Source organism: Methylobacterium guangdongense (assembly GCF_038442355.1).
Classification (GTDB): Bacteria; Pseudomonadota; Alphaproteobacteria; order Rhizobiales; family Beijerinckiaceae; genus Methylobacterium; species Methylobacterium guangdongense.
Genome location: NZ_JBBXMX010000002.1, coordinates 480,290 through 500,594 on the forward strand (window position 1 = coordinate 480,290; position 20,305 = coordinate 500,594).

22 protein-coding genes are annotated in these 20,305 nt (G+C 67.8%); 14 read left to right on the top strand and 8 right to left on the bottom strand.

Annotation, left to right across the window (positions count from 1 at the left end):
* Positions 1-185: 185 nt before the first annotated feature.
* The 9 genes from pqqA to folK all read left to right on the top strand — a co-directional run bounded on the left by pqqA (position 186) and on the right by folK (position 6,568).
* Entirely contained in the window at positions 186-275 is a 90-nt protein-coding gene (gene pqqA / locus AAHG09_RS06095) for a pyrroloquinoline quinone precursor peptide PqqA (RefSeq protein ID WP_012317526.1), read from the top strand.
* Between the two features lie 33 nt (positions 276-308).
* On the top strand, positions 309-1,208 hold the full coding sequence (pqqB, locus tag AAHG09_RS06100) for a pyrroloquinoline quinone biosynthesis protein PqqB (RefSeq protein ID WP_342106030.1): 900 nt from the start codon (positions 309-311) through the stop codon (positions 1,206-1,208).
* A gap of 317 nt (positions 1,209-1,525) precedes the next feature.
* Positions 1,526-2,611 (top strand): pyrroloquinoline-quinone synthase PqqC, encoded by a 1,086-nt coding sequence (gene pqqC / locus AAHG09_RS06105; protein ID WP_342106031.1) that lies wholly within the window; start codon positions 1,526-1,528, stop codon positions 2,609-2,611.
* Positions 2,608-3,753: a pyrroloquinoline quinone biosynthesis protein PqqE gene (gene pqqE / locus AAHG09_RS06110; RefSeq protein WP_342106032.1), complete on the top strand. Its 1,146-nt coding sequence runs from the start codon at positions 2,608-2,610 to the stop codon at positions 3,751-3,753. Before pqqC ends, pqqE begins: the two co-directional genes overlap by 4 nt.
* The gene (locus AAHG09_RS06115) at positions 3,750-4,460 is read left to right on the top strand and encodes a hypothetical protein (protein WP_342106033.1); all 711 of its coding nucleotides are present in this window, start codon (positions 3,750-3,752) and stop codon (positions 4,458-4,460) included. The genes pqqE and AAHG09_RS06115 overlap by 4 nt, the downstream gene beginning before the upstream one ends.
* Positions 4,441-4,803, top strand: coding sequence for a hypothetical protein (locus AAHG09_RS06120; protein WP_243998166.1), 363 nt, complete (start codon positions 4,441-4,443; stop codon positions 4,801-4,803). The genes AAHG09_RS06115 and AAHG09_RS06120 overlap by 20 nt, the downstream gene beginning before the upstream one ends.
* An 81-nt stretch (positions 4,804-4,884) precedes the next feature.
* On the top strand, positions 4,885-5,721 hold the full coding sequence (folP, locus tag AAHG09_RS06125; RefSeq protein WP_342106034.1) for a dihydropteroate synthase: 837 nt from the start codon (positions 4,885-4,887) through the stop codon (positions 5,719-5,721).
* 2 nt (positions 5,722-5,723) lie between these two features.
* The gene (folB, locus tag AAHG09_RS06130) at positions 5,724-6,101 is read left to right on the top strand and encodes a dihydroneopterin aldolase (RefSeq protein ID WP_342106035.1); all 378 of its coding nucleotides are present in this window, start codon (positions 5,724-5,726) and stop codon (positions 6,099-6,101) included.
* A complete protein-coding gene (gene folK / locus AAHG09_RS06135) occupies positions 6,098-6,568 on the top strand; it encodes a 2-amino-4-hydroxy-6-hydroxymethyldihydropteridine diphosphokinase (RefSeq protein WP_342106036.1) in 471 nt (156 codons plus the stop codon). The genes folB and folK overlap by 4 nt, the downstream gene beginning before the upstream one ends.
* 6 nt (positions 6,569-6,574) lie before the next feature.
* Here the strand turns inward: folK and xoxJ are convergent, their stop codons facing one another.
* The 6 genes from xoxJ to AAHG09_RS06165 form a co-directional block, all read right to left on the bottom strand.
* Positions 6,575-7,420, bottom strand: coding sequence for a rare earth element methanol dehydrogenase accessory protein XoxJ (gene xoxJ, locus AAHG09_RS06140; RefSeq protein WP_342106037.1), 846 nt, complete (start codon positions 7,418-7,420; stop codon positions 6,575-6,577).
* Complete coding sequence (locus AAHG09_RS06145; protein ID WP_342106038.1) at positions 7,420-8,034, bottom strand: c-type cytochrome, methanol metabolism-related; 615 nt, start codon at positions 8,032-8,034, stop codon at positions 7,420-7,422. The genes xoxJ and AAHG09_RS06145 overlap by 1 nt, the downstream gene beginning before the upstream one ends.
* Positions 8,035-8,166: 132 nt before the next feature.
* Positions 8,167-9,972: a lanthanide-dependent methanol dehydrogenase XoxF1 gene (gene xoxF1 / locus AAHG09_RS06150; RefSeq protein ID WP_342106039.1), complete on the bottom strand. Its 1,806-nt coding sequence runs from the start codon at positions 9,970-9,972 to the stop codon at positions 8,167-8,169.
* A 681-nt stretch (positions 9,973-10,653) separates the two neighbouring features.
* Positions 10,654-10,941: a hypothetical protein gene (locus tag AAHG09_RS06155; protein ID WP_342106040.1), complete on the bottom strand. Its 288-nt coding sequence runs from the start codon at positions 10,939-10,941 to the stop codon at positions 10,654-10,656.
* Between the two features lie 110 nt (positions 10,942-11,051).
* On the bottom strand, positions 11,052-12,239 hold the full coding sequence (gene rnd / locus AAHG09_RS06160) for a ribonuclease D (RefSeq protein WP_342106041.1): 1,188 nt from the start codon (positions 12,237-12,239) through the stop codon (positions 11,052-11,054).
* A 75-nt stretch (positions 12,240-12,314) separates the two neighbouring features.
* On the bottom strand, positions 12,315-12,722 hold the full coding sequence (locus tag AAHG09_RS06165) for a hypothetical protein (RefSeq protein ID WP_342106043.1): 408 nt from the start codon (positions 12,720-12,722) through the stop codon (positions 12,315-12,317).
* Positions 12,723-12,879: 157 nt separating this feature from the next.
* Between AAHG09_RS06165 and aspS the strand changes: the two genes are divergently transcribed.
* From aspS to AAHG09_RS06185, 4 genes are read left to right on the top strand one after another with little or no spacing between them, the layout of a single operon-like run.
* A complete protein-coding gene (gene aspS, locus AAHG09_RS06170; RefSeq protein WP_342106044.1) occupies positions 12,880-14,724 on the top strand; it encodes an aspartate--tRNA ligase in 1,845 nt (614 codons plus the stop codon).
* Between the two features lie 13 nt (positions 14,725-14,737).
* A complete protein-coding gene (locus AAHG09_RS06175) occupies positions 14,738-15,610 on the top strand; it encodes a glycosyltransferase family 2 protein (RefSeq protein WP_342106046.1) in 873 nt (290 codons plus the stop codon).
* Positions 15,607-16,683 carry an acyltransferase family protein gene (locus tag AAHG09_RS06180; protein ID WP_342106047.1) on the top strand — a complete coding sequence of 359 codons (1,077 nt, stop codon included), beginning with the start codon at positions 15,607-15,609 and terminating at the stop codon, positions 16,681-16,683. The genes AAHG09_RS06175 and AAHG09_RS06180 overlap by 4 nt, the downstream gene beginning before the upstream one ends.
* On the top strand, positions 16,680-17,012 hold the full coding sequence (locus AAHG09_RS06185) for a hypothetical protein (protein WP_342106048.1): 333 nt from the start codon (positions 16,680-16,682) through the stop codon (positions 17,010-17,012). Before AAHG09_RS06180 ends, AAHG09_RS06185 begins: the two co-directional genes overlap by 4 nt.
* Here AAHG09_RS06185 and AAHG09_RS06190 read toward each other — a convergent pair.
* The gene (locus tag AAHG09_RS06190) at positions 16,982-17,236 is read right to left on the bottom strand and encodes a DUF3297 family protein (RefSeq protein ID WP_342106049.1); all 255 of its coding nucleotides are present in this window, start codon (positions 17,234-17,236) and stop codon (positions 16,982-16,984) included. The genes AAHG09_RS06185 and AAHG09_RS06190 overlap by 31 nt on opposite strands.
* A 43-nt stretch (positions 17,237-17,279) precedes the next feature.
* Positions 17,280-17,891 (bottom strand): CatB-related O-acetyltransferase, encoded by a 612-nt coding sequence (locus tag AAHG09_RS06195; RefSeq protein WP_342106226.1) that lies wholly within the window; start codon positions 17,889-17,891, stop codon positions 17,280-17,282.
* A 78-nt stretch (positions 17,892-17,969) separates the two neighbouring features.
* On the opposite strand from AAHG09_RS06195, the gene AAHG09_RS06200 reads away from it, so the two are divergent.
* Complete coding sequence (locus AAHG09_RS06200; protein WP_342106050.1) at positions 17,970-20,297, top strand: NADP-dependent malic enzyme; 2,328 nt, start codon at positions 17,970-17,972, stop codon at positions 20,295-20,297.
* The last annotated feature ends 8 nt before the right edge of the window (positions 20,298-20,305 follow it).

Sequence of the window (20,305 nt, forward strand, 5' to 3'; positions counted from 1 at the left end):
GGCTCCCGGATGTTTAGGTCGTGTCTCACGAAAAATTTGGGAGGATCCGGCAATTTCGTGCTTGAAGCGCGCGTCCGAATGGTCGATACCAAGTCCGCGCCTAAAAACGAGAGCGCCATCAGTGTCTTAGGGTCTTCTTAGGATCCGCGTGACGCTCGGTGAGGATACCGCCAAGGAGAAACACCATGAAGTGGGCTGCCCCGATCGTGTCCGAGATCTGCGTCGGCATGGAAGTGACGAGCTACGAGTCGGCCGAGATCGACACCTTCAACTGAGTTTTACGGGCCGGGGATCTCGGGAGCCGCACCATGCGCGTCGTGATCCTCGGTTCCGCGGCCGGCGGCGGCCTTCCCCAGTGGAATTGCCGCTGCCCCATCTGCACACTGGCGCGGTCCGAGCCGGACCGGGTGCGGCCCCGGACCCAGTCGAGCATCGCGGTCTCCGCGGATGGGTCGGATTGGCTGCTGATCAACGCCTCGCCGGACATCCGGCAACAGTTTTTCGATAATCAGGTCATGCATCCGCGCGAGGGCCTGCGCCACTCGCCGATCCGCGCCGTGCTTCTCACCAACGGCGATGTCGATCACGTCGCGGGTCTGCTGACCCTGCGTGAGGGTCAGCCCTACACGCTTTACGCCACCCGTGGCATCCTCGACTCGGTGAACGCGAACCGCGTCTTCGACGTGATGGCCGAGGGCGTCGTGGCCCGTCAGGCGATCGGGATGGATGAGCGGTTCGAGCCCCTGCCCGGCCTGTCGGTCACGCTCTTCCCGGTCCCCGGCAAGGTGCCGCTCTGGCTTGAGGACGAGACCATGGAGATCGGCGCCGAGACCGAGACCACGGTCGGCGCCTTGATCGAGGCCGGCGGTCGGCGTCTCGCCTACATCCCAGGCTGCGCCCGGGTGACCGATGGTTTGCGGTCGCGCATCGCCGGCGTCGACGCACTCCTGTTCGACGGCACCGTGCTACACGACGACGATATGATCCGGGCCGGCGTCGGGACGAAGACCGGTTGGCGCATGGGGCATGTCCCGATGCGCGGCGAAAACGGTTCGATCGACGCCCTGGCGGCGACCGAAATAGGCCAGCGGGTTTTCGTGCACATCAACAACACCAATCCGGTGCTGGTCGAGGGATCCCCTGAGCGGGGGGATGTCGAGGCGGCGGGATGGACAGTGGCCCATGATGGGCTGAGCCTGTCGCTATAAGGTGCTGCATAGCCAACCCAACCCTCTCATCCTGAGGCACCCGCGTCAGCGGGCCTCGAAGGAGGGCCCCAGGGATCGCAGAGCCTTCTGGCGGGCTCCTTCGAGGCCTGCGCTGCGCTCCGGCGCCTCAGGATGAGGACCCGGATTGGAGCACTCGGGCCGAAGGTCCAACGACGCGACAGAATATCTCGGCAGGCGACGACGGTTGGGCCGATCGGGTCTCGGCACTATATCGTCCGTGAGTTCAGGAACACGCCCCGTTGCCGAGGGCGGGACGACACAGGAAACGCGACCCGAGAACGGACGCCAGACACGCCATGAACGCAGTTTTCCCGACCCCTGATGCCGCCGAGAGCCAGCGTCTCCTGAGCCCTGAGGAACTGGAGGCGGCGCTGCGCGATATCGGCGCGCGCCGCTATCACAACCTGCACCCGTTTCACCGCCTGCTCCATGACGGCAAACTGTCGAAGGACCAGGTCCGGGCCTGGGCGCTGAACCGCTACTACTATCAGGCGATGATCCCGGTGAAGGACGCCGCTGTGCTCGCGCGGATGACCGACGCGTCGCTGCGCCGGATCTGGCGCCAGCGCATCGTCGACCACGACGGCGATCACGAGGGCGATGGCGGCATCGAGCGCTGGCTGAAGCTCGCCGAGGGCGTCGGCTTCGATCGGGATTACGTGCTCTCGACCCGCGGCATCCTTTCGGCCACCAAGTTTTCGGTGGAGGCCTACGTTCACTTCGTCGCCGAGAAGCCGCTCCTGGAGGCGATCGCTTCGTCGCTGACCGAGATGTTCTCGCCGACGATCATCTCCGAGCGTGTCGCCGGCATGCTCAAGAACTACGACTTCATCACCAAGGATACGTTGGCCTATTTCGACAAGCGTCTGACCCAGGCGCCGCGGGATGCAGACTTCGCCCTCGATTACGTCAAGCAGCACGCGACCACGCCGGAGTTGCAGCACAAGGCGATGGCTGCGCTGACGTTCAAATGCAACGTTCTCTGGACGCAGCTCGACGCCCTGTACTTCGCCTATGTCGCCCCCGGGATGATCCCGCCGGACGCGTGGCGTCCGGGCGAGGGGCTCGTCGCGGAGCCGGCGCCGGTCCAGGCGGCGGGCGGCACCCGCAAGATGGTGGCCGAGGATCGTCCGCGGCTCCCCCGGGGCGTGCGCCTGCGCAACGACGAGACCCGCGGCAAGTACGTCCTGCTCGCCCCCGAGCGCACCTTCGACCTCGACGACAACGCCGTGGCGGTTCTCAAGCTGGTCGATGGCGACCGCAGCGTGGCGGCGATCGCCGACGAGCTGGGCAAGACCTACGCGGCCGATCCCCGGGCCATCGAGGCCGACATCCTGGTGATGCTCGACGGTTTGGCCGAGAAGCGGGTTCTGGAGCGATGAACGCCCTCACGCCGAACCGGCCCGAGGCGCCGGCGCCGGTGGGTCTGCTCGCCGAGCTGACCCATCGCTGTCCGCTGCGCTGCCCCTATTGCTCGAATCCGCTGGAGCTCGACCGCCGCTCGGGCGAGCTCGACACGGCGACGTGGCAGCGCGTCTTCACCGAGGCCGTGAGTCTCGGCGTGCTCCACGTCCACCTGTCCGGCGGCGAGCCGACGGCGCGCAACGACATCGTCGAGATCACCAAGACCTGTGCGGATCTCGGCCTTTATTCCAATCTGATCACCTCGGGCGTCGGCGGCGCGCTGGGCAAGCTCCAGGCCCTCTACGATGTCGGGCTCGATCACGTACAGCTCTCGGTGCAGGGCGTCGATGCGCAGAACGCCGAGAGGATCGGCGGGCTGAAGAACGCGCAGCCGCAGAAATTCGAATTCGCCGCCAAGGTGGTTGAACTTGGCCTGCCGCTGACGCTGAATTCCGTGATCCACCGCGGCAACATCCACGAGGTTTCGGGCTTCATCGATCTCGCGGTCAAGATGGGCGCCAAGCGCCTCGAAGTGGCGCACACGCAGTATTACGGTTGGGCCTACGTCAACCGCGCCGCGCTGATGCCCGACAAGGCCCAGGTGGACGAGTCGATCCGGATCGTCGAGGCGGCGCGGGAGCGGCTGAAGGGCCAGCTCGTGATCGATCTCGTGGTGCCGGATTACTACGCGAAGTATCCGAAGGCCTGCGCGGGCGGCTGGGGCCGCAAGCTCATGAACGTGACCCCGCAGGGAAAGGTCCTGCCCTGCCACGCCGCCGAGACGATCCCGAACTTGGAATTCTGGAACGTCGCCGATCATTCCCTCGGTGAGATCTGGCGCGACTCCCCCGCCTTCACGGCCTATCGCGGCACCGACTGGATGCAGGAGCCCTGCCGCTCCTGCGACCGGCGGGAGAAGGACTGGGGCGGCTGCCGCTGCCAGGCGCTGGCGCTGGCCGGCGATGCTGCAGCGACCGATCCGGCCTGCTCGCTCTCGCCGCTCCACGCCAAGGTGCGGGCGCTCGCCGTCGAGGAGGCGGCCGAGAACCCGCCCGATTACGTCTATCGGACGATCGGGAGCAATGTCCGGTCGCCGTTCAAGGAGGAAGTGCACTCGTGAGACTTGTTGCCACGACCGCCCTGGCGCTGACGCTAGCCGCGCTGCCCGCCTTCGCCGAGGATGCGCCGAAACCCGCCACTGTCACCCAAGCCAACGCCGCAGCGCCGCCCTCGGCGGCCGATCTGCTGTTCGATCAGCCGCAGATGAAGAATACGGCGCCGGGATCGACGATCACGTACGATTACCTGCGCCGCTCCGGTATCTCCGGCGGGCCGTTCGGGGTGCCGTTGGAGGACACGCTGATCCTGAAGGTCGAGCCGGGCAAGAGCCCCGACGCGCGGGATATCAGCGTCACGATGTTCTCCGGCCTGAACCGCGTCCCGGCCGGCCCCTTCGAGGACATGGCCGGCAATCCGGTCGTGTCGCTCTTCCTGGAGAATCACCTCCGGGGCCTGGCCAAGGTGTTGGAGGCGAACCCGCGCTACCTGAAGCTCGCGATCCGCAAAGGCCTGCGCGACAAGGCCGTCGTGACGCCCACGAAGGTCAGCGTCGGTGGCAAGGAGGTCGACGGCTGGCAGGTGGTCACCAAGCCCTTCGCGGGCGACGCGTTGGCGCAGCGCATGCGCGGCATGGACGACATGACCTATACCTTCGTCACGGCCCCGTCGGTCCCCGGCGAGATCGTCTCGATCGAGGCGTCCTCGAAGAACAAGGATGGCGGCGAGTTGCTCGAGGAGAAGCTGAACTATGACCACAAGGCTGGCTAAAAGCGGCGCGCTGGCCGTCCTCGCCCTAACCCTCTCGGGGCTGGCCGGCTGGGCGGCCGAGGAGAACGATTATCCGACCGATGCGCGGGTCGATTACGTGTTCGGCTGCATGGCGGCCAACGGCCAGACCCGGGACAGCCTGCAGAAGTGCTCCTGCTCGCTCGACCAGCTCGCCGCCATCCTGCCCTACGACAAGTACGTGCAGGCGAGCACGGTCCTGTCGATGCGGCAGGGCATCGGCAACCGGGCCAACGAGTTCAAGTCGACCAAGATCTTCGACGACAAGGTCGCGGAACTCCGCCGCGCCCAGGCCGAGGCCGAGATCCGCTGCTACCGCGGCTGAATGCGCGGGGCCGGCGTTGCGCCGGCCCTGTGATTCGCGCACACCGGGCCCCGAACCGCGCACCTGAACGGGACCCGCACCGTGACCCCCTCCCCCGGCCTGTCCGATCTGCTGCCCAACCTCGGCGGGCGCACGCTGGTGATGGGTATTCTCAACGTCACGCCCGATTCGTTCTCCGACGGCGGCCTGTTCGCCGGGGAGGCCGCGGCCGTCGCTCAGGCCGAGCGGCTGGTGGCGGAGGGTGCCGCGATTCTCGACATCGGGGGTGAATCGACCCGGCCGGGCCACGTCCCGGTGCCGGCCGAGGAGGAGCAGGCCCGCGTCCTGCCGGTGATCCGCGCCGTGGCACCGAATCTCGCCGTGCCGATCTCTATCGACACCTACAAGGCATCCACCGCGCGACTCGCCTTGGAAGCCGGAGCGCGAATCGTCAACGACGTCTGGGGCCTCCAGCGCGAGCCCGACATCGCCACGGTGGCGGCCGCTCACGGGGCTCCGGTGATCGTCATGCACAACCGCGAGACGATCGAAGCGGAGATCGACATCGTCGCCGACATGCTGACCTTCTTCGAGCGCTCGCTCGAGATCGCCCACCGCGCCGGAATCGCGGATTCGGATATCGTGCTCGATCCCGGCGTCGGTTTCGGCAAGACCTGGGCCCAGCACCTCGAAGCCCTGAGGCGCCTGCCCGAGATCCGAGCCCTCGGTTTCCCGGTGCTGGTCGGCGTCTCCCGGAAATCGCTCCTGGGGCGGCTGCACGATCGCGACACCCGTCCCGCCGATCGCCTGACCGGGTCCCTCGCCGCCCACGCGGTCGCAGCGACGCTCGGTGCCGACATCGTACGCGTCCACGACGTGGCGGCCCATGTCGAGGCCTTGCGCGTGGTCGACGCCGTCATGCGTCCGGAGGCGCATTGAGCATGGCGGGTGATCTCATCCGCGTGACGCGGATCGCCGTATTCGGCCGGCATGGCCTGCTGCCCGAGGAGGCGGTCCTCGGGCAGCGCTTCTACATCTCCCTCGAAGCCCAGCTGGATCTCGGCGAGGCGGGGCGCTCCGACGAGGTCGCCGGCACGGTGAGCTACGCGGATCTCACGCAGATCGCCGTCGAGATCGCCACGGAGCGCCGCTTCAACCTGATCGAGGCGCTGGCTGAGACCATCGCGGCGGCGATCCTCGACCGACACACGCGTGTGGACGCCATTACGGTGCGGATCGACAAGCCGAGTGCCCCGGTGCCCGCAATCCTTGAGGGCGTCAGCATCGAGATCCTCCGTCGCCGCGGAGCGCAGGCATGAGAGCCTATCTCGGTATCGGCAGCAATATCGGCGACATGGCCGCGACGCTCGATCGGGCCGTGGCGGGTCTCGCGGCGACGCCCGGCATCCGGGTCCTGGCGCGCTCGGCCGATTATCGCACGCCGCCCTGGGGCAAGACCGATCAGCCCTGGTTCCTGAACGGCGCGGTGGCGGTGGATACGGATCTCGATCCGCACGGCCTGCTGGATGCCTGCCTCGGCATCGAGCAGGATCTCGGGCGGGTGCGCGAGGAGCGCTGGGGGCCGCGGGTCATCGACATCGATGTGCTGGCCTATGAGGGCGCCGCGGTGGACGATGCCCGCCTCGTCCTGCCGCACCGCTATGTGCGGGAGCGCGCCTTCGTGCTCGTGCCGCTGGCCGAGATCGCACCGTATCTCGTCATCGGCGGCGAGCGGGTGGTGGATGCGCTGGAGAAGCTCGACCGGACCGGAATCGAGCGGGCCTGAACCCGCTCACCGCTCCCTGGGCTGGGCCAGCTTGTTCTCCTCCTCGTCGAGGAGCGGCACGTCGTAGTCGCGCAGGACCTTGTCGATATCGGCCTTGCGCTTGCGCAGGACGGTGTTGAGCGTGCGCTTCCAATCGTTCTCGCCGATCCGGACGCCCATGGCGATCCGATAGGCCATCGGCGGCCGCTCCGGCTCCTTGAGCAACGGTACGACGGTCATCGCCGTACCGGATTGCTTGGCCAGCCAGCCTGCGGCCGGGCCCCAGAGCACCGCCGCGTCGATCTCCTTCGCGGCGAGCGCCGCGACGATCTCGGCCGCCACCGTCTGGTACTTGCGGGCCGGATCGAGCTGGTAGGGCGCATAGGCCTTCATGCTCGACACGAGGCCGAGTTCACCCATCCGATTGACCGGCGGCGTTCCGGCGATCACGCCGATGCTCTTACCCTTCAGGCGCGGGTCGTCGAGGGCCGTGATGCCGTCGAAGTCGCCGGCCCGGGTCACCAGCGTGTAGGCCGAGCGATAGTACGGATTGGTCGTCTGGACGAGGTCGCTGCCGAAGGCCTGGCCCATGATCAGGTCGCACAGGCCGGTTCCGAGCGTGTTGCGCACGAAACCGGGACCCTGCGTCAGCCAGTAATAGCGGACCTTGACTTTGAGCTCGTCGGCGATGATCGACGCGATCTTGTTCTCGAAGCCGTCCTCCTTGCGTTCGGAGAACGGCATGTTGCCCGGGTCCCCACAGACGCGCAGCACGTCCGTGGTCACCGTGTCCGGCAGATGCTGGGCGAGCGCCCCCTGCGCCGTCGTCAACGACAGGGCGCAAAGGGCGAGGATCCGGGCAAAGGGCGCCATCAGAAGCCCATGCACTCCTTCTCGGCCTTCTTGGCCGCCTCAGGCTTGTCCTCGTGCTCGGAGGGACGAATCCGTCCGATCGCGCCCGCAGCACGCGCCTTCAGATAGACGTAGAGATCGTCCGAGTAGCACATGACGTTCTTGTTGTCGCCGAAGGCCGGCATGACCTTCTGCTCGGCGGCATTCACGTCCTGCTTGCCGCCGACCAGGATGCCGATGAACTCCTCGTACGAGAGGTGCTTCAACGAGTCCTTCAGAGCCGGGGCGTAGGTCGAGCCCATGCCGTCCGGGCCGTGGCAGACGTGGCACTCGGCGTGATACCGGCGGTAACCCGAGTAGGTGTACCAGTCGAGCATCTTGCCGTCCTGGGTCACGTGAAACGTCGGGTGGCCTTCGGCATCCATGTACTTGCCGTCTTCGATCTTCACCGCCGCATCCCGCTTGAGCAAGGCGGGATCCTGCTCGGCAGTCTTGTCGTTCGGGTTCAACGAATCGGCGAGTCTGGGGTCGGCAGCGGGCTTGGCATCCTCAGCATGTACGGCAACCGCAGAAACGGTCACTAGGGCGAGGGCGGCGATAACCGGCCGCGTTACGATCTTGCTGAGGTTGAGCAACGCATCTGTCTCCCTGTTCCGAGGCCTTTCGTCTTCCTGCGAGCGACAGCCTCTTACGCGCAAGTCTAGTCAAAAGAGTGCCGGCGCGGAAGCCCGCGCCGGCACCCATCTCATCTTATACCCTGCGGCCGATTAGTTCGGCAGAGCGAAGACGGTCAGCTGGCCGCCGAGGTTGGTGTACTGCGACAGAGCCGCGTAGCCACCCACCGCGCCGAGGCCGGCGTTCGGGTCGGTCAGGCCGGCCGCGAGGCCGATGCCGGCCCAGCCGCCGACGCCCGACAGGACGCCCACGTACTGCTTGCCCTTGTGCTGGTAGGTCATCACGTTGCCGATGATGCCCGACGGGGTCTTGAACTTGAACAGCTCCTTGCCGGTCTTGTCGTCGACCGCCTTCAGGTAGCCCTCAAGCGTTCCGTAGAACACCACGTCGCCGGCGGTGGCCAGAGCACCGGACCACACCGAGAACTGCTCGGCGTCGGACCACTTGATCTTGCCGTTGACGCCATCCCACGCGATGAAGTTGCCCATGCCGCCGTGCGAGTTCGGGGCCGGGTACATCGAGAGGGTCGCACCGACGTAGGGCTGGCCCGGGGTGTAGGTCACCCGGAACGGCTCGTAGTCCATGCAGACGTGGTTGGTGGGCACGTAGAACAGCTGGGTCTTCGGCGAGTAGGCCGCAGGCTGCTGATCCTTCGACCCGAGGGCCGCCGGGCAGATACCCTTGGAGTTGGTGTCCTCACCGTTCTGCTCGGTCGAGTACTTCGACACGACCAGCGGCCGGCCGTAGTTCTTCGAGCCCTTGTCCATGTCGACCTTGGTCGCCCAGTTCACGGCCGGGTCGTACTTCTCAGCCACGAGCAGGCTGCCGTCCGCGCGGTTCAGCGTGTAGCCGAAGCCGTTACGGTCGAAGTGGGTCAGGAGCGGCTGCTCCTTGCCGTCGATCTTCTGATCCGTGAGGATCATCTCGTTGATGCCGTCGTAGTCCCACTCGTCGTGGGGGGTCATCTGGTAGACCCACTTGGCCACGCCCGTGTCGGGGTTACGCGCCCAGATGGTCATCGACCACTTGTTGTCGCCCGGACGCTGCTTCGGGTTCCAGGTCGAGGGGTTGCCCGAGCCGTAGTACATCAGGTCGAGCTTGGGATCGTAGGAGAACCAGCCCCAGGTGCAGCCGCCGCCGGTCTTCCACTGATCGCCTTCCCAGGTCTTCAGCGAGGAGTCCTTTCCGACCGACTTGCCGAGCGAGGTGGTCTTCTCCGGGTCGATCAGCATCTGATCGTCCGGGCCCTCGGAGTAGCCGCGCCACACCTTCTTGCCGGTCTTCAGGTCGTAGGCGGTGACGTGGCACTGCACGCCGAACTCGCCGCCCGAGATGCCGACGATGACCTTGTCCTTGATCGGAATGACCGTCGCGGTGTTGGTCTCGCCCTTCTTCGGGTCGCCGTTCACGACCGACCAGTTGACCTTGCCGGTCTTGGCGTCGAGCGACACGAGGGTGGTGTCGGCCTGGTGCAGGAGGATGGCGCCGTCGGCGTAGGCCAGACCACGGTTGACCGTGTCACAGCACATGACCGGGATCACGGACGGATCCTGCTTCGGCTCGTACTTCCAGAGGATCTTCGCCTCGTGGTCGAGGTCGAGGGCGTACACGATGTTCGGGAACGGCGTGTGCACGTACATGACGTTGCCGACGACGAGCGGCGAGCCCTCGTGGCCGCGCAGAACGCCGGTCGAGAAGGTCCAGGCAACCTGGAGGTTCTTCACGTTCGACGCGTTGATCTGGTCGAGCTTCGAATAGCGGGTGTTGGCGTAGTCAACCGTCTGGAGCACCTGCTCCGCCGGGTTGGCGATGCCCTTCATAACGCTTTCGTTGGCCAGCGCCGGCGCGGCAACCGCCGCGACACCCGCGCCGAGCGCAAGGAGATGCACTGCTCTCATGGGTTCCTCCGACAAGTCTTTGAGAGTGTTCGCGACGCGCTTGGAGAACGTCGTCGCTCGGACTCCGACCTGACTGTTTGCGACAGGGATGGACGCCTCGGTAGCGGGCTTCATTGACTTCAGGAGATCTTGAGATCCCCTGGCCAGGAACCGCCATCCCTGAGGCGGCCCCCTCGAAACCGAGGCTTGCCCGGACCTTAAGAGATTTTTGAGCGCCGTCAACTCGCCGTTCCCCGGTTCTCGACACAGGGTGAAGGCTTCTTCGGAGGTTACAAAGGCCAGTCAAACGTCATCGAGCCACGAAAATAAATGGTGCATCGCACAATGGCAGGATGGCGTTTCCGGTCGCTTCTCACGGCGACGTGAGCGTACCCTATGCAGAACTTGCAACTGAGTAAGCGTTGCTGGACGCCAGCATGCGGCATTCGCGTGGATAGTGCTGGAATAGCCTGATGCCGATATGGCGTCGCGGCTGCCAAGGAGCGCAGTGCGGTATCGCCGGATGACGCGCGGCATGATCTATTGTGCAGTGTAGCACTTATGCGCCCGGTCGCCGCAGACCCCGATAATCGGGATCGATCCACCGATGGTCCGAAGGGGCGCGACAAATTGCCGAATTATCCCAAGCGTCCCCACCGTTCTGTTCGATGGTGGCCGCGCCTGAGCGGCGGGCGCCGGATGTCAGAGGATGCCGATTGGGCCAGTGCTCTCGAACTCCGCCTCGTCGCCGATCAGGTCGGTGATCGAAATGCTGAGCCGTCGACCATTCGTGAGCCGTAGCTGTGCGTCCGGCTCGAGCCAGATCGGCCGCAGGTTGGCGTGGCTGCCGTTGAGCGTGCCGTAGGCAACGATCCCGCCATCCCGGCGCTCGACGACGACGCGGTAGCGAACCCGAACCGAAGCGCATCCCTCCGCCGTAACCAGACCGCGGCCGGTCAACGTCTTGAGGACTTCGTTCGGCTCGAACATACGCGGGACGCACGGGCGGGAAGGAACGGCAATCGAATTGCCACTTAATCCCACCCAGCGGCTAAGTCACGCTTGGACGCCGGCGGCGCGGTACAAGCGCCGATGATCGTTCACACCGTCGTGCCGCTTACCTCGGCCGGCGCAGGCGTATCGAGATCCCGTACCACGATACGACCGCGCTCGACGGACAGCGCCAGACGGCCCTGCTTGAGCGCCAGAGCCTTCTCGCCGAACAGCATCCGCCGCCAGCCTTCGAGGGCCGGCACCTCGGCCGCATCATCGTCGGCGATGGCCTCCAGATCATCGACGGTCGCGATGATCTTCGGGGCGACACCCTCGGCCTCGCAGACCGCCTTCAACAACACCTTGAGGAGTTCGACGATCGCCCCATTGCCGCCGCTGCGGCGGAGCCGTTCCGGCATGCGGATGTCGGCCGTATCGCGGGACAGCCCGCGTTCCACCGCCGCGAGGATATCGGCGCCCGTACGGGATCGCTCGAAGCCCGCCGGGATCGTGCGCAGGCGGCCGAGCGCCTCGACGCTCCGGGGCGCGGCCGAAGCGATGTCGATCACCGCCTCGTCCTTCAGAACGCGCCCGCGCGGGACGTTGCGGCTCTGGGCCTCGCCCTCGCGCCACGCCGCGACCTCCATCAGGACGGCGATCTCCCGCGGCTTGCGCATGCGGCCGGAGAGGCGCCGCCATGCCTGGGACGGGTCGGCCCGGTAGGTCTCCGGCGAGGTCAACACCGCCATCTCCTCGTCGAGCCACACGCCGCGATCGGTGCGCAGCAACTCGGCGACGAGGACCTCGTAGACCTTCACCAGATGCGTGACGTCGGACAGCGCGTAGATGAGCTGCGCATCCGAGAGGGGACGCCGCGACCAGTCGGTGAACCGGGACGACTTGTCGATCTTGGCCTTGGCGACATCGTTGACGAGCTGCTCGTACGAGACGGAATCACCGTAGCCGCACACCATGGCGGCGACCTGCGTGTCGAAGAACGGATGCGGCAGGATCCCGCCCAGCATCCAGACGATCTCGAGATCCTGGCGTGCTGAGTGGAAGACCTTCACGGTCCGGGTATCCGCCATCAGATCGATAAACGGCTTGAGGTCGATCCCAGGCGCCAGGGGATCGACCAGCACGGCGGTACCGTCCGGGGCCGCCATCTGAATCAGGCAGAGCTTGGGATAATAGGTCGTCTCACGCATGAACTCCGTGTCGACGGTCACGAAGGGCTGCGCGGCCAGACGCGTGCAGATGTCCCGCAGCGTGTCGGTTGAAGAAATCAGATCCATGCACCGGCTATACGCAACCGGCGCGGCGCTGGGGAGGGAAACCCGCGTCGCGTCCCGGTTTTTCCCGCATTCCCGTCACGGGACCGCTTCGACCGACCGTGCGGCGGCGTTCCGGCGCGCCTTGGCCCGTCGCTTGAACCGGAGCGCATCGGCCCGGCGCTGCGCCTCCGCACGTCCGAGCAGACGATCGAGGATCCCGGTCTCGATGCGCTCGCCCGTGGCCCCGTCGACGAGGCGGCGGATCCGGTCGACGCGGAAGCCGCGATAACCACCCCGTCTTGCGTCGATGCCGCCCAGCAGGGTCCGGCCGGGCCCGAGCTTGAGCTCGCGCGCGTCGAGGGACCGGTTGCTCCAGGCACCGGCCGCATCCTCGTAGACGAGGTCGAAATGCCCGTCGAGCGGCAGCGTCCGCCACGCATGTACCAGCGTCTCACGGGGCGCCGCCCGCTCGACCACCGATGGGAAAAAAGTGTTCTGGCTCATGGACATGATATGGGGATTCCGGGCCCAATCCGGTAGTCCGGCGGGTCCGGCGATGGCCGCTTCCTGAGGGGCTTCGCGCCGACCGCACGGCAGAACCGTGCTTGACTTGGGGGGCCTCGCGTGAATGGTGCCGGCCTTCCCAGAGAAGAAGCCCGTCATGCACCGTTACCGTTCCCACACCTGCGGGGCGCTCCGCCCGTCCGATGTCGGGCAGTCCGTCCGCCTCTCAGGCTGGTGTCACCGCATCCGCGACCACGGCGGCGTGCTGTTCATCGATCTGCGCGATCATTACGGGCTGACCCAGTGCGTGGTCGATTCCGATTCCCCGGCCTTCAAGGCGGCCGAGGGCGTTCGCTCGGAGTGGGTCGTGCGCATCGACGGCCGCGTGCGGACGCGGCCCGCAGGTACCGAGAACGCCGAGCTGCCGACCGGCGCGGTCGAGGTCTACATCGACGACCTCGAGGTGCTGGGTCCGGCGGGCGAGCTGCCGCTGCCGGTCTTCGGTGACCTGGAGTACCCGGAGGAGACGCGGCTGCGCTACCGCTTCCTCGACCTGCGCCGGGAGAAGCTCCACGCCAACATCATGAAGCGCGGGGCGATCATCGACTCGCTCCGCCGCCGGATGCGCGAAGGCGGGTTCTTCGAGTTCCAGACGCCGATCCTGACGGCCTCCTCGCCCGAGGGCGCCCGCGACTACCTCGTGCCGTCGCGCGTCCATCCCGGGAAGTTCTACGCGCTGCCGCAGGCGCCGCAGCAGTTCAAGCAGCTGACGATGATCGCGGGCTTCGACCGCTACTTCCAGATCGCGCCCTGCTTCCGCGACGAGGACGCCCGGGCCGACCGCTCGCCGGGCGAATTCTACCAGCTCGATATCGAGATGAGCTTCGTCACCCAGGAGGACGTGTTCCAGGCGGTGGAGCCGGTGCTGCGTGGCGTGTTCGACGAGTTCGCCGAGGGCAAGCGCGTCACCCGGGAATTCCCGCGGATCACCTTCGCGGATTCGATGCTGAAGTACGGCGTCGACAAGCCGGACCTGCGCAACCCGCTGATCATCGCCGACGTGACCGACCTGTTCGCCCGCGAGGACGTGGCCTTCAAGGCGTTCAAGGGCGTGATCGCCTCCGGCGGCGTCGTCCGGGCGATCCCGGCGACCGGGGCGGCGGCGCAGTCGCGCTCCTTCTTCGACAGGCTGAACGACTGGGCCCGCTCCGAGGGCGCGCCGGGGCTGGGCTACGTCGTCTTCGAGGAGGAGAACGGCCAGCTCTCCGGCAAGGGGCCGATCGCCAAGTTCATCCCGGCCGAGGTCCAGGCGCTCATCGCGGAGCGCGCCGGGGCGAAGGCCGGCGACGCGGTGTTCTTCTCCGCCGGCGTCGAGGGCAAGGCGGCCGGGCTCGCCGGCAAGGCCCGCATCCGCATCGGCGACGAGCTGGGCCTGTGCGACAAGGACCAGTTCGCCTTCTGCTGGATCACCGATTTCCCGATGTACGAGTGGAGCGAGGAGGAGAAGCGGATCGACTTCTCCCACAATCCGTTCTCGATGCCGAACATCGACCGGGAGGAGTTCCTGGCCCTCGACCTCGATGCCCTGTCGGCCGAGGACGAGAACGGCCCGAACACCAAGCGGATCCTCAATATCAAGGCGTTCCAGTACGACATCGTCTGCAACGGCGTGGAGCTGTCCTCCGGGGCGATCCGCAACCACCGTCCGGACGTGATGGAGAAGGCCTTCGCCATCGCGGGCTACGGCCAAGAGGTGCTGGAGCAGAAGTTCGGCGGCATGCTGAACGCGCTGCGCATGGGCGCCCCGCCGCACGGCGGCATCGCGCCGGGGGTGGACCGCATCGTCATGCTCCTGTGCAACGAGCCGAACATCCGCGAGGTGGTGCTGTTCCCGATGAACCAGCGCGCCGAGGACCTGATGATGGGTGCGCCCTCCGAGGCGACGCCCAAGCAGTTGCGCGAGCTGCACATCCGGCTCAACCTGCCCGAGAAGAAGGCGTAAGCCCGGCCGGGCGGTGCCGCGCCTCGTCGCCATCGTCGTCGCGCACGACAGCGCCGAGGTGCTGTCGGCCTGCCTCGCCGCCCTCGCCGGCCAGCACGTGCCGGCGATCGTGGTGGACAATGCCAGCCGGGATGCCTCCGCCGCCGTAGCGGAGGCGGCCGGCGCACAGGTGATCCGCAACGCCCGCAATGAGGGCTACGGCCGCGCCAACAACCGGGGCGTCCGCGCCGCCGAGACGGCGGAGCACGTCCTCATCGTCAACCCGGACGTGATCCTGCGCCCGGGGGCCGTGGAGGCCCTGGCGGCGGCGGCCCGATCTTGGCCGGATGCCGGCCTGCTGGCCCCGCGGCTGGTCGAGCCCGATGGCCGCTTCTTCTTCCAGCCGCGCTCGCTGCTCGCGCCGTACCTGACCAATCCCGGCGGCCGTCTCGCGCTGCCGGAGGGCGATGCCTGCGCGCCGTTCCTCTCGGGGGCCTGCCTGATGATGCCGCGCCGCCTGTTCCTGGACCTCGGCGGTTTCGACGAGCGGATCTTCCTGTTCTACGAGGACGACGACCTGTGCCGGCGCATCGCCGAAACCGGCCGGGCGATCATCCATGTTCACGCCGCCGAGGCGCTGCATGGCCGCGGTCGATCCTCGGCGCCCGAGCGGGGCCGCGTGTTCCGCACCCGCTGGCATCAGGCGTGGTCGCGGGCCTATGTCAGCCGTAAATACGGCCTGCCCGATCCGAGCCTCGCAGCCCTCATGACCAACCTGCCGAAGGCGCTGCTCTCGGCCCTGGTGCTGCGCCGGAGCGGGATGGAGCGCTACGGCGGTTCGGCGGCCGGCGCCCTCGCCTTCCTGCGCGGCCGGACCGCGCTGGCCCGCGAGGGCCTGCCCGGATGAGCGCCCGAACCATCGCGGATGCGCTCGGGGCCGGGCGCAACGGGTTCACCGGCCTGCGGCTCGCTCTGGCTGTCGCCGTGGTGGTGTCCCACACGTTCAGCGTCGCGACCGGCGCCGCCGGCGACGAGCCCCTGGTCCGGCTGACCGGCTACACGCTGGGCGAGCACGCGGTGAACGGCTTCTTCGCCGTGTCGGGCTTTCTCGTGACCATGAGCTGCGACCGGCGCGGGATCCGTGACTACGCGCTGGCCCGGACGTTGCGCATCCTGCCGGGGCTGGTCGCCGCGACCCTCGTCGTGGCGCTCGGCCTCGGCGCGGCGCTGACCCGCCTGCCCGTCGCCGAGTATCTTCGCGATCCGCACCTGTGGTCGTTCATCCGCGGGACGCTGACGACCTTCAAGAGCAACGCCGCCCTCCCCGGGGTGTTCGAGGCCAACCCGTATCGGGCCCCGCTCGGCACGGTCTGGACGCTGAAATACGAGGTGCTGTGCTATCTCGGCGTGCTCGCCGCAGCCCTGTGCGGTCTGCTGAAGCGGCGCTGGTCGGCCCTCGCGATCGTCGCCGGGCTCGCGCTGGCGCTCACCATCGCGGGCGGCCTGCGGGGCGCCGACCTGCCCAAGGGCACCGAGACGGCCCTGCGACTGCCCCTGATCTTCGCGGCCGGTGCCTGCCTCTATCTCTGGCGCGAGCGCCTTCGGATCTCGGGGGCGGCCCTCGCCTGCCTGGCCTTCGGGGCCTTCGTCCTCGCACGGACGCCGGCCTATCCGCCTCTGCTGTTCCTGGCGGAGGCCTACGGCGTGATCTGGCTCGCCCTCGGGCCGCTGGCGCGCGGGCTGTTCGATCCGCGGGCGGACCTGTCGTACGGGATCTATCTGTACGGCTGGCCGATCCAGCAGGCCCTGCACGCCCTGTGGCCGCAGATGTCGGGGCCCGCGCTGCTGGCCCCGGCCCTCGCGGTGACGCTGCCGGTGGCGGCCCTGTCCTGGTACGGGATCGAGCGGCCGGCCTTGGCGCTGAAGGCGCGGGCGCTCGGGCGCCGACGCCTCGGTACGATCGAGCCGGCGGGGCCGTGAAGCGCGACGCACCGCTCCCGCCCTCGGCAGCGCTTGGTCTGGCTGCGCGCCGGCTCGAGGCCCACGGCTTCACGGTCGTCGCGCGCAACGAGCGCGGCGACAGCCTCTATCTCAGGCCGCCCGACTGCCCGTGGCATCTGCGCCTGTCGAACCACGCCCGCACCGCCAAGCAGCGCGCCCGGCGCACCGACATCCTCGCGAGCCTCGTCATTGACGGACCGCGCTCTGCGGAGCGCATCGAGGCGCTGGTCGCAGAGGCGATCCGCAACTTCCAGGCCTCGCTCGCCCGGAAGGCTGATCAGGCCTCGGAGACGGGCTCGCGCAGATAGGGCTCCACCGGGCCCTTCAGCTTCACCGTCATCGGGTTGCCGGCGCGGTCGAGGGTCTTGCCGGCCGAGAGGCGCACCCAGCCCTCGCTGACGCAATACTCCTCGACATTGGTCTTCTCGACACCCTTGAAGCGGATGCCCACGCCGCGCTCCAGCAGGGCCGCGTCATAATAGGGGCTGTCCGGGTTGACGGAGAGGCGGTCGGGCAGCGCGGGATCGGACATAATCGGGCTCCGGTTTGCCTGAGCGGCAAAGATGCGCCGCGGATTACGCAATCCCCCGCCCCGCCGCAACGGCGCCGGCGACCAGGGCCGCCACGTCGCCGCCCTGCAGCAGCGGCACGAGCCGCGTCACCTCGGCGTGCGGCAGGTCCCACCACGCCGCCGCCAGGAGCGCCTCCACGGTCGCGGCATCGAACCGGTGCCGCACCACCCGCGCCGGGTTGCCGGCCACTACCGCGTAGGCGGGCACGTCGCGGGTCACGACGGCGTGGGCCGCCACCACGGCCCCGGGGCCGATCGTGACGCCCGACAGGATCATGCAGCCCGATCCGAGCCAGACATCGTGCCCGATCACCACGTCGCCCCGGGACGCATGGAAATCCTCCGGCGCCTGCGCCTCCGGAAACAGCCCGCGCATCGCTGCGAACGGGTAGGTCGATACCCAGTCCAGCCGGTGGTCGCCTCCGAGCAGGATCTCGACTTTGTCGGCGATGGAACAATAGCGGCCGATCGTCAGCCGCCGCCCGCTCTCGGGGAACCGCACCTTTGGACGGCCGTACGAGTACGCGCCTATGGAGAAGCCGTAGGCCCTCGCCAGCTTGGCGAGATGGATCCGGGTCTCGTTGTGCGGGTTGCGCCCCCTGCGTAGCCGGTGCAACAGACCGGTCAAGACGCGAGCCCGCGCGATGCGCGATCGCGTCGTCCTCGGTGAAAAAGGTGAGCGGGAGCGTGGGCGATGGCCGATAACATGTCCGAGGACCTCAAGGCCGGGGCGCTCGTCTACCACCGCCTGCCCAAGCCCGGGAAGCTCGAGATCCAGGCGACGAAGCCGCTGGGCAACCAGCGCGACCTCGCGCTCGCCTATTCCCCGGGCGTCGCCACCGCCTGCATGGCGATCCACGACGACCCGCAGCAGGCCGCCGACCTCACGATCCGCCAGAACCTCGTGGCGGTGCTCTCCAACGGCACGGCGGTGCTGGGCTTGGGCGATATCGGCCCGCTCGCGTCCAAGCCCGTGATGGAGGGCAAGGCGGTCCTGTTCAAGAAGTTCGCCGGCATCGACGTGTTCGACATCGAGGTCGACCAAAAGGACGTCTCGAAGCTCGTCGACGTGGTCTGCGCCCTGGAGCCGACCTTCGGCGGCATCAACCTGGAGGACATCAAGGCGCCCGAATGCTTCGAGGTCGAGGAGCAGTGCCGGGCCCGGATGAACATCCCGGTCTTCCACGATGACCAGCACGGCACCGCGATCATCGTGGCGGCCGCCGTCCTCAACGGGCTGGAACTCGCCGGCAAGACCCTGTCGGACGTCCGGATCGTCACCTCCGGGGCGGGCGCGGCCGCGCTCGCCTGCCTCAACCTCCTCGTGTCGCTCGGTGCGACCCGCGAGAATATCACGGTCACCGACATCAAGGGCGTGGTCTACAAGGGCCGCCCGGAGCTGATGGACCGCTGGAAGGACATCTACGCCCAGGAGACCGACAAGCGCACCCTCGCCGAGGTGATCCCGGGCGCCGACGTGTTCATCGGCCTCTCGGCCGGCGGCGTGCTGAAGCCCGAATACCTGAAGGAGATGGCCGAGAAGCCGCTGATCATGGCGCTCGCCAACCCCTATCCGGAGATCATGCCGGATCTGGCCGAGAAAGAGCGGCCGGACGCGATGATCTGTACCGGCCGGTCGGACTTCCCGAACCAGGTCAACAACGTCCTGTGCTTCCCCTACATCTTCCGCGGCGCGCTGGATGTCGGCGCCCACAAGATCAACGAGGAGATGAAGAAGGCCGCCGTGAAGGCGATCGCCGGCCTCGCCCACGAGACCACCTCCGACGTGGTCGCCCGGGCCTATGGCGGCGAGGCCCGGCCGTTCGGGCCGAAATCCCTGATCCCGAGCCCGTTCGATCCGCGGCTGATCCTGCGCATCGCCCCGGCGGTCGCCAAGGCGGCGATGGATTCGGGCGTGGCCGGCCGGCCGCTCCAGGATCTCGACGCCTATGTCGAGAGCCTCGACCGGTTCGTGCACCGGTCCGGCCTGATCATGAAGCCGCTCTTCTCCAAGGCGAAGGAAGCGCCCAAGCGCGTCATCTACGCCGAGGGCGAGGATGAGCGCGTGCTGCGCGCCGTCCAGGCGATCGTCGAGGACAAGGTTGCGTTCCCGATCCTGGTCGGCCGGCCGCGTGTGGTGGAGACGCGGCTCAAGCGCTTCGGCCTGTCGATCGAGCACGGGCGCGATTTCGAGCTGATCGACCCCGAGGACGATCCGCGCTACCGCGCCTACGTGCAGACCTATCTGGATGTCGCGGGCCGGCGCGGCATCACGCCGGACGCGGCGCGGACGCTGGTGCGCACCAACAACACCGTGATCGGCGCCATCGCGGTCCGCCGGGGCGAGGCCGACGCGCTGATCTGCGGCCTGGAGGGCCGGTTCGAGACGCGGCTGCGCATCATCCGCGACGTGATCGGGCTGGCGCCCGGCGTCGAGCAATGCGCCGCCATGAGCCTCGTGGTGACCCATAACGGCGCTTACTTCCTCGCCGACACCCATGTCCGGCCGAACCCCACCGCGGAGGAGATCGCCGACGTCGCCCAGGCCTGCGCCGGCCACGTCAGCCGCTTCGGGATGACCCCGAAGATCGCGCTGCTCAGCCACTCGGATTTCGGCCAGTCGGATTCGGCCTCCGCCATGAAGATGCGCGACGCCGTCGCGCTCCTGCAGAAGCGCGATCCGGATCTGATCGTCGACGGCGAGATGCAGGCGGATTCGGCGCTCTCCGAGATGGTCCGCGACCGGGTGCTGCCGGGCTCCCGCCTGAAGGGCGCGGCCAACGTCCTGATCTTCCCGAATCTCGACGCGGCCAACATCGCCTTCCAGTTCGCCAAGATGCTGGCGGACGCGCTCCCGGTCGGCCCCCTGCTGATCGGACCGGCCAAACCCGCCCACATCCTGACGCCGTCGGTGACGGCCCGCGGCATCGTCAACGTGACGGCCGCCGCGGTGGTCGAAGCGCAGTCCGACGCGGCGCCGCCGAAGGCCGAGGAGCCGGGTGTCGGGATGGTCTCCGCCTGAAGAGATCT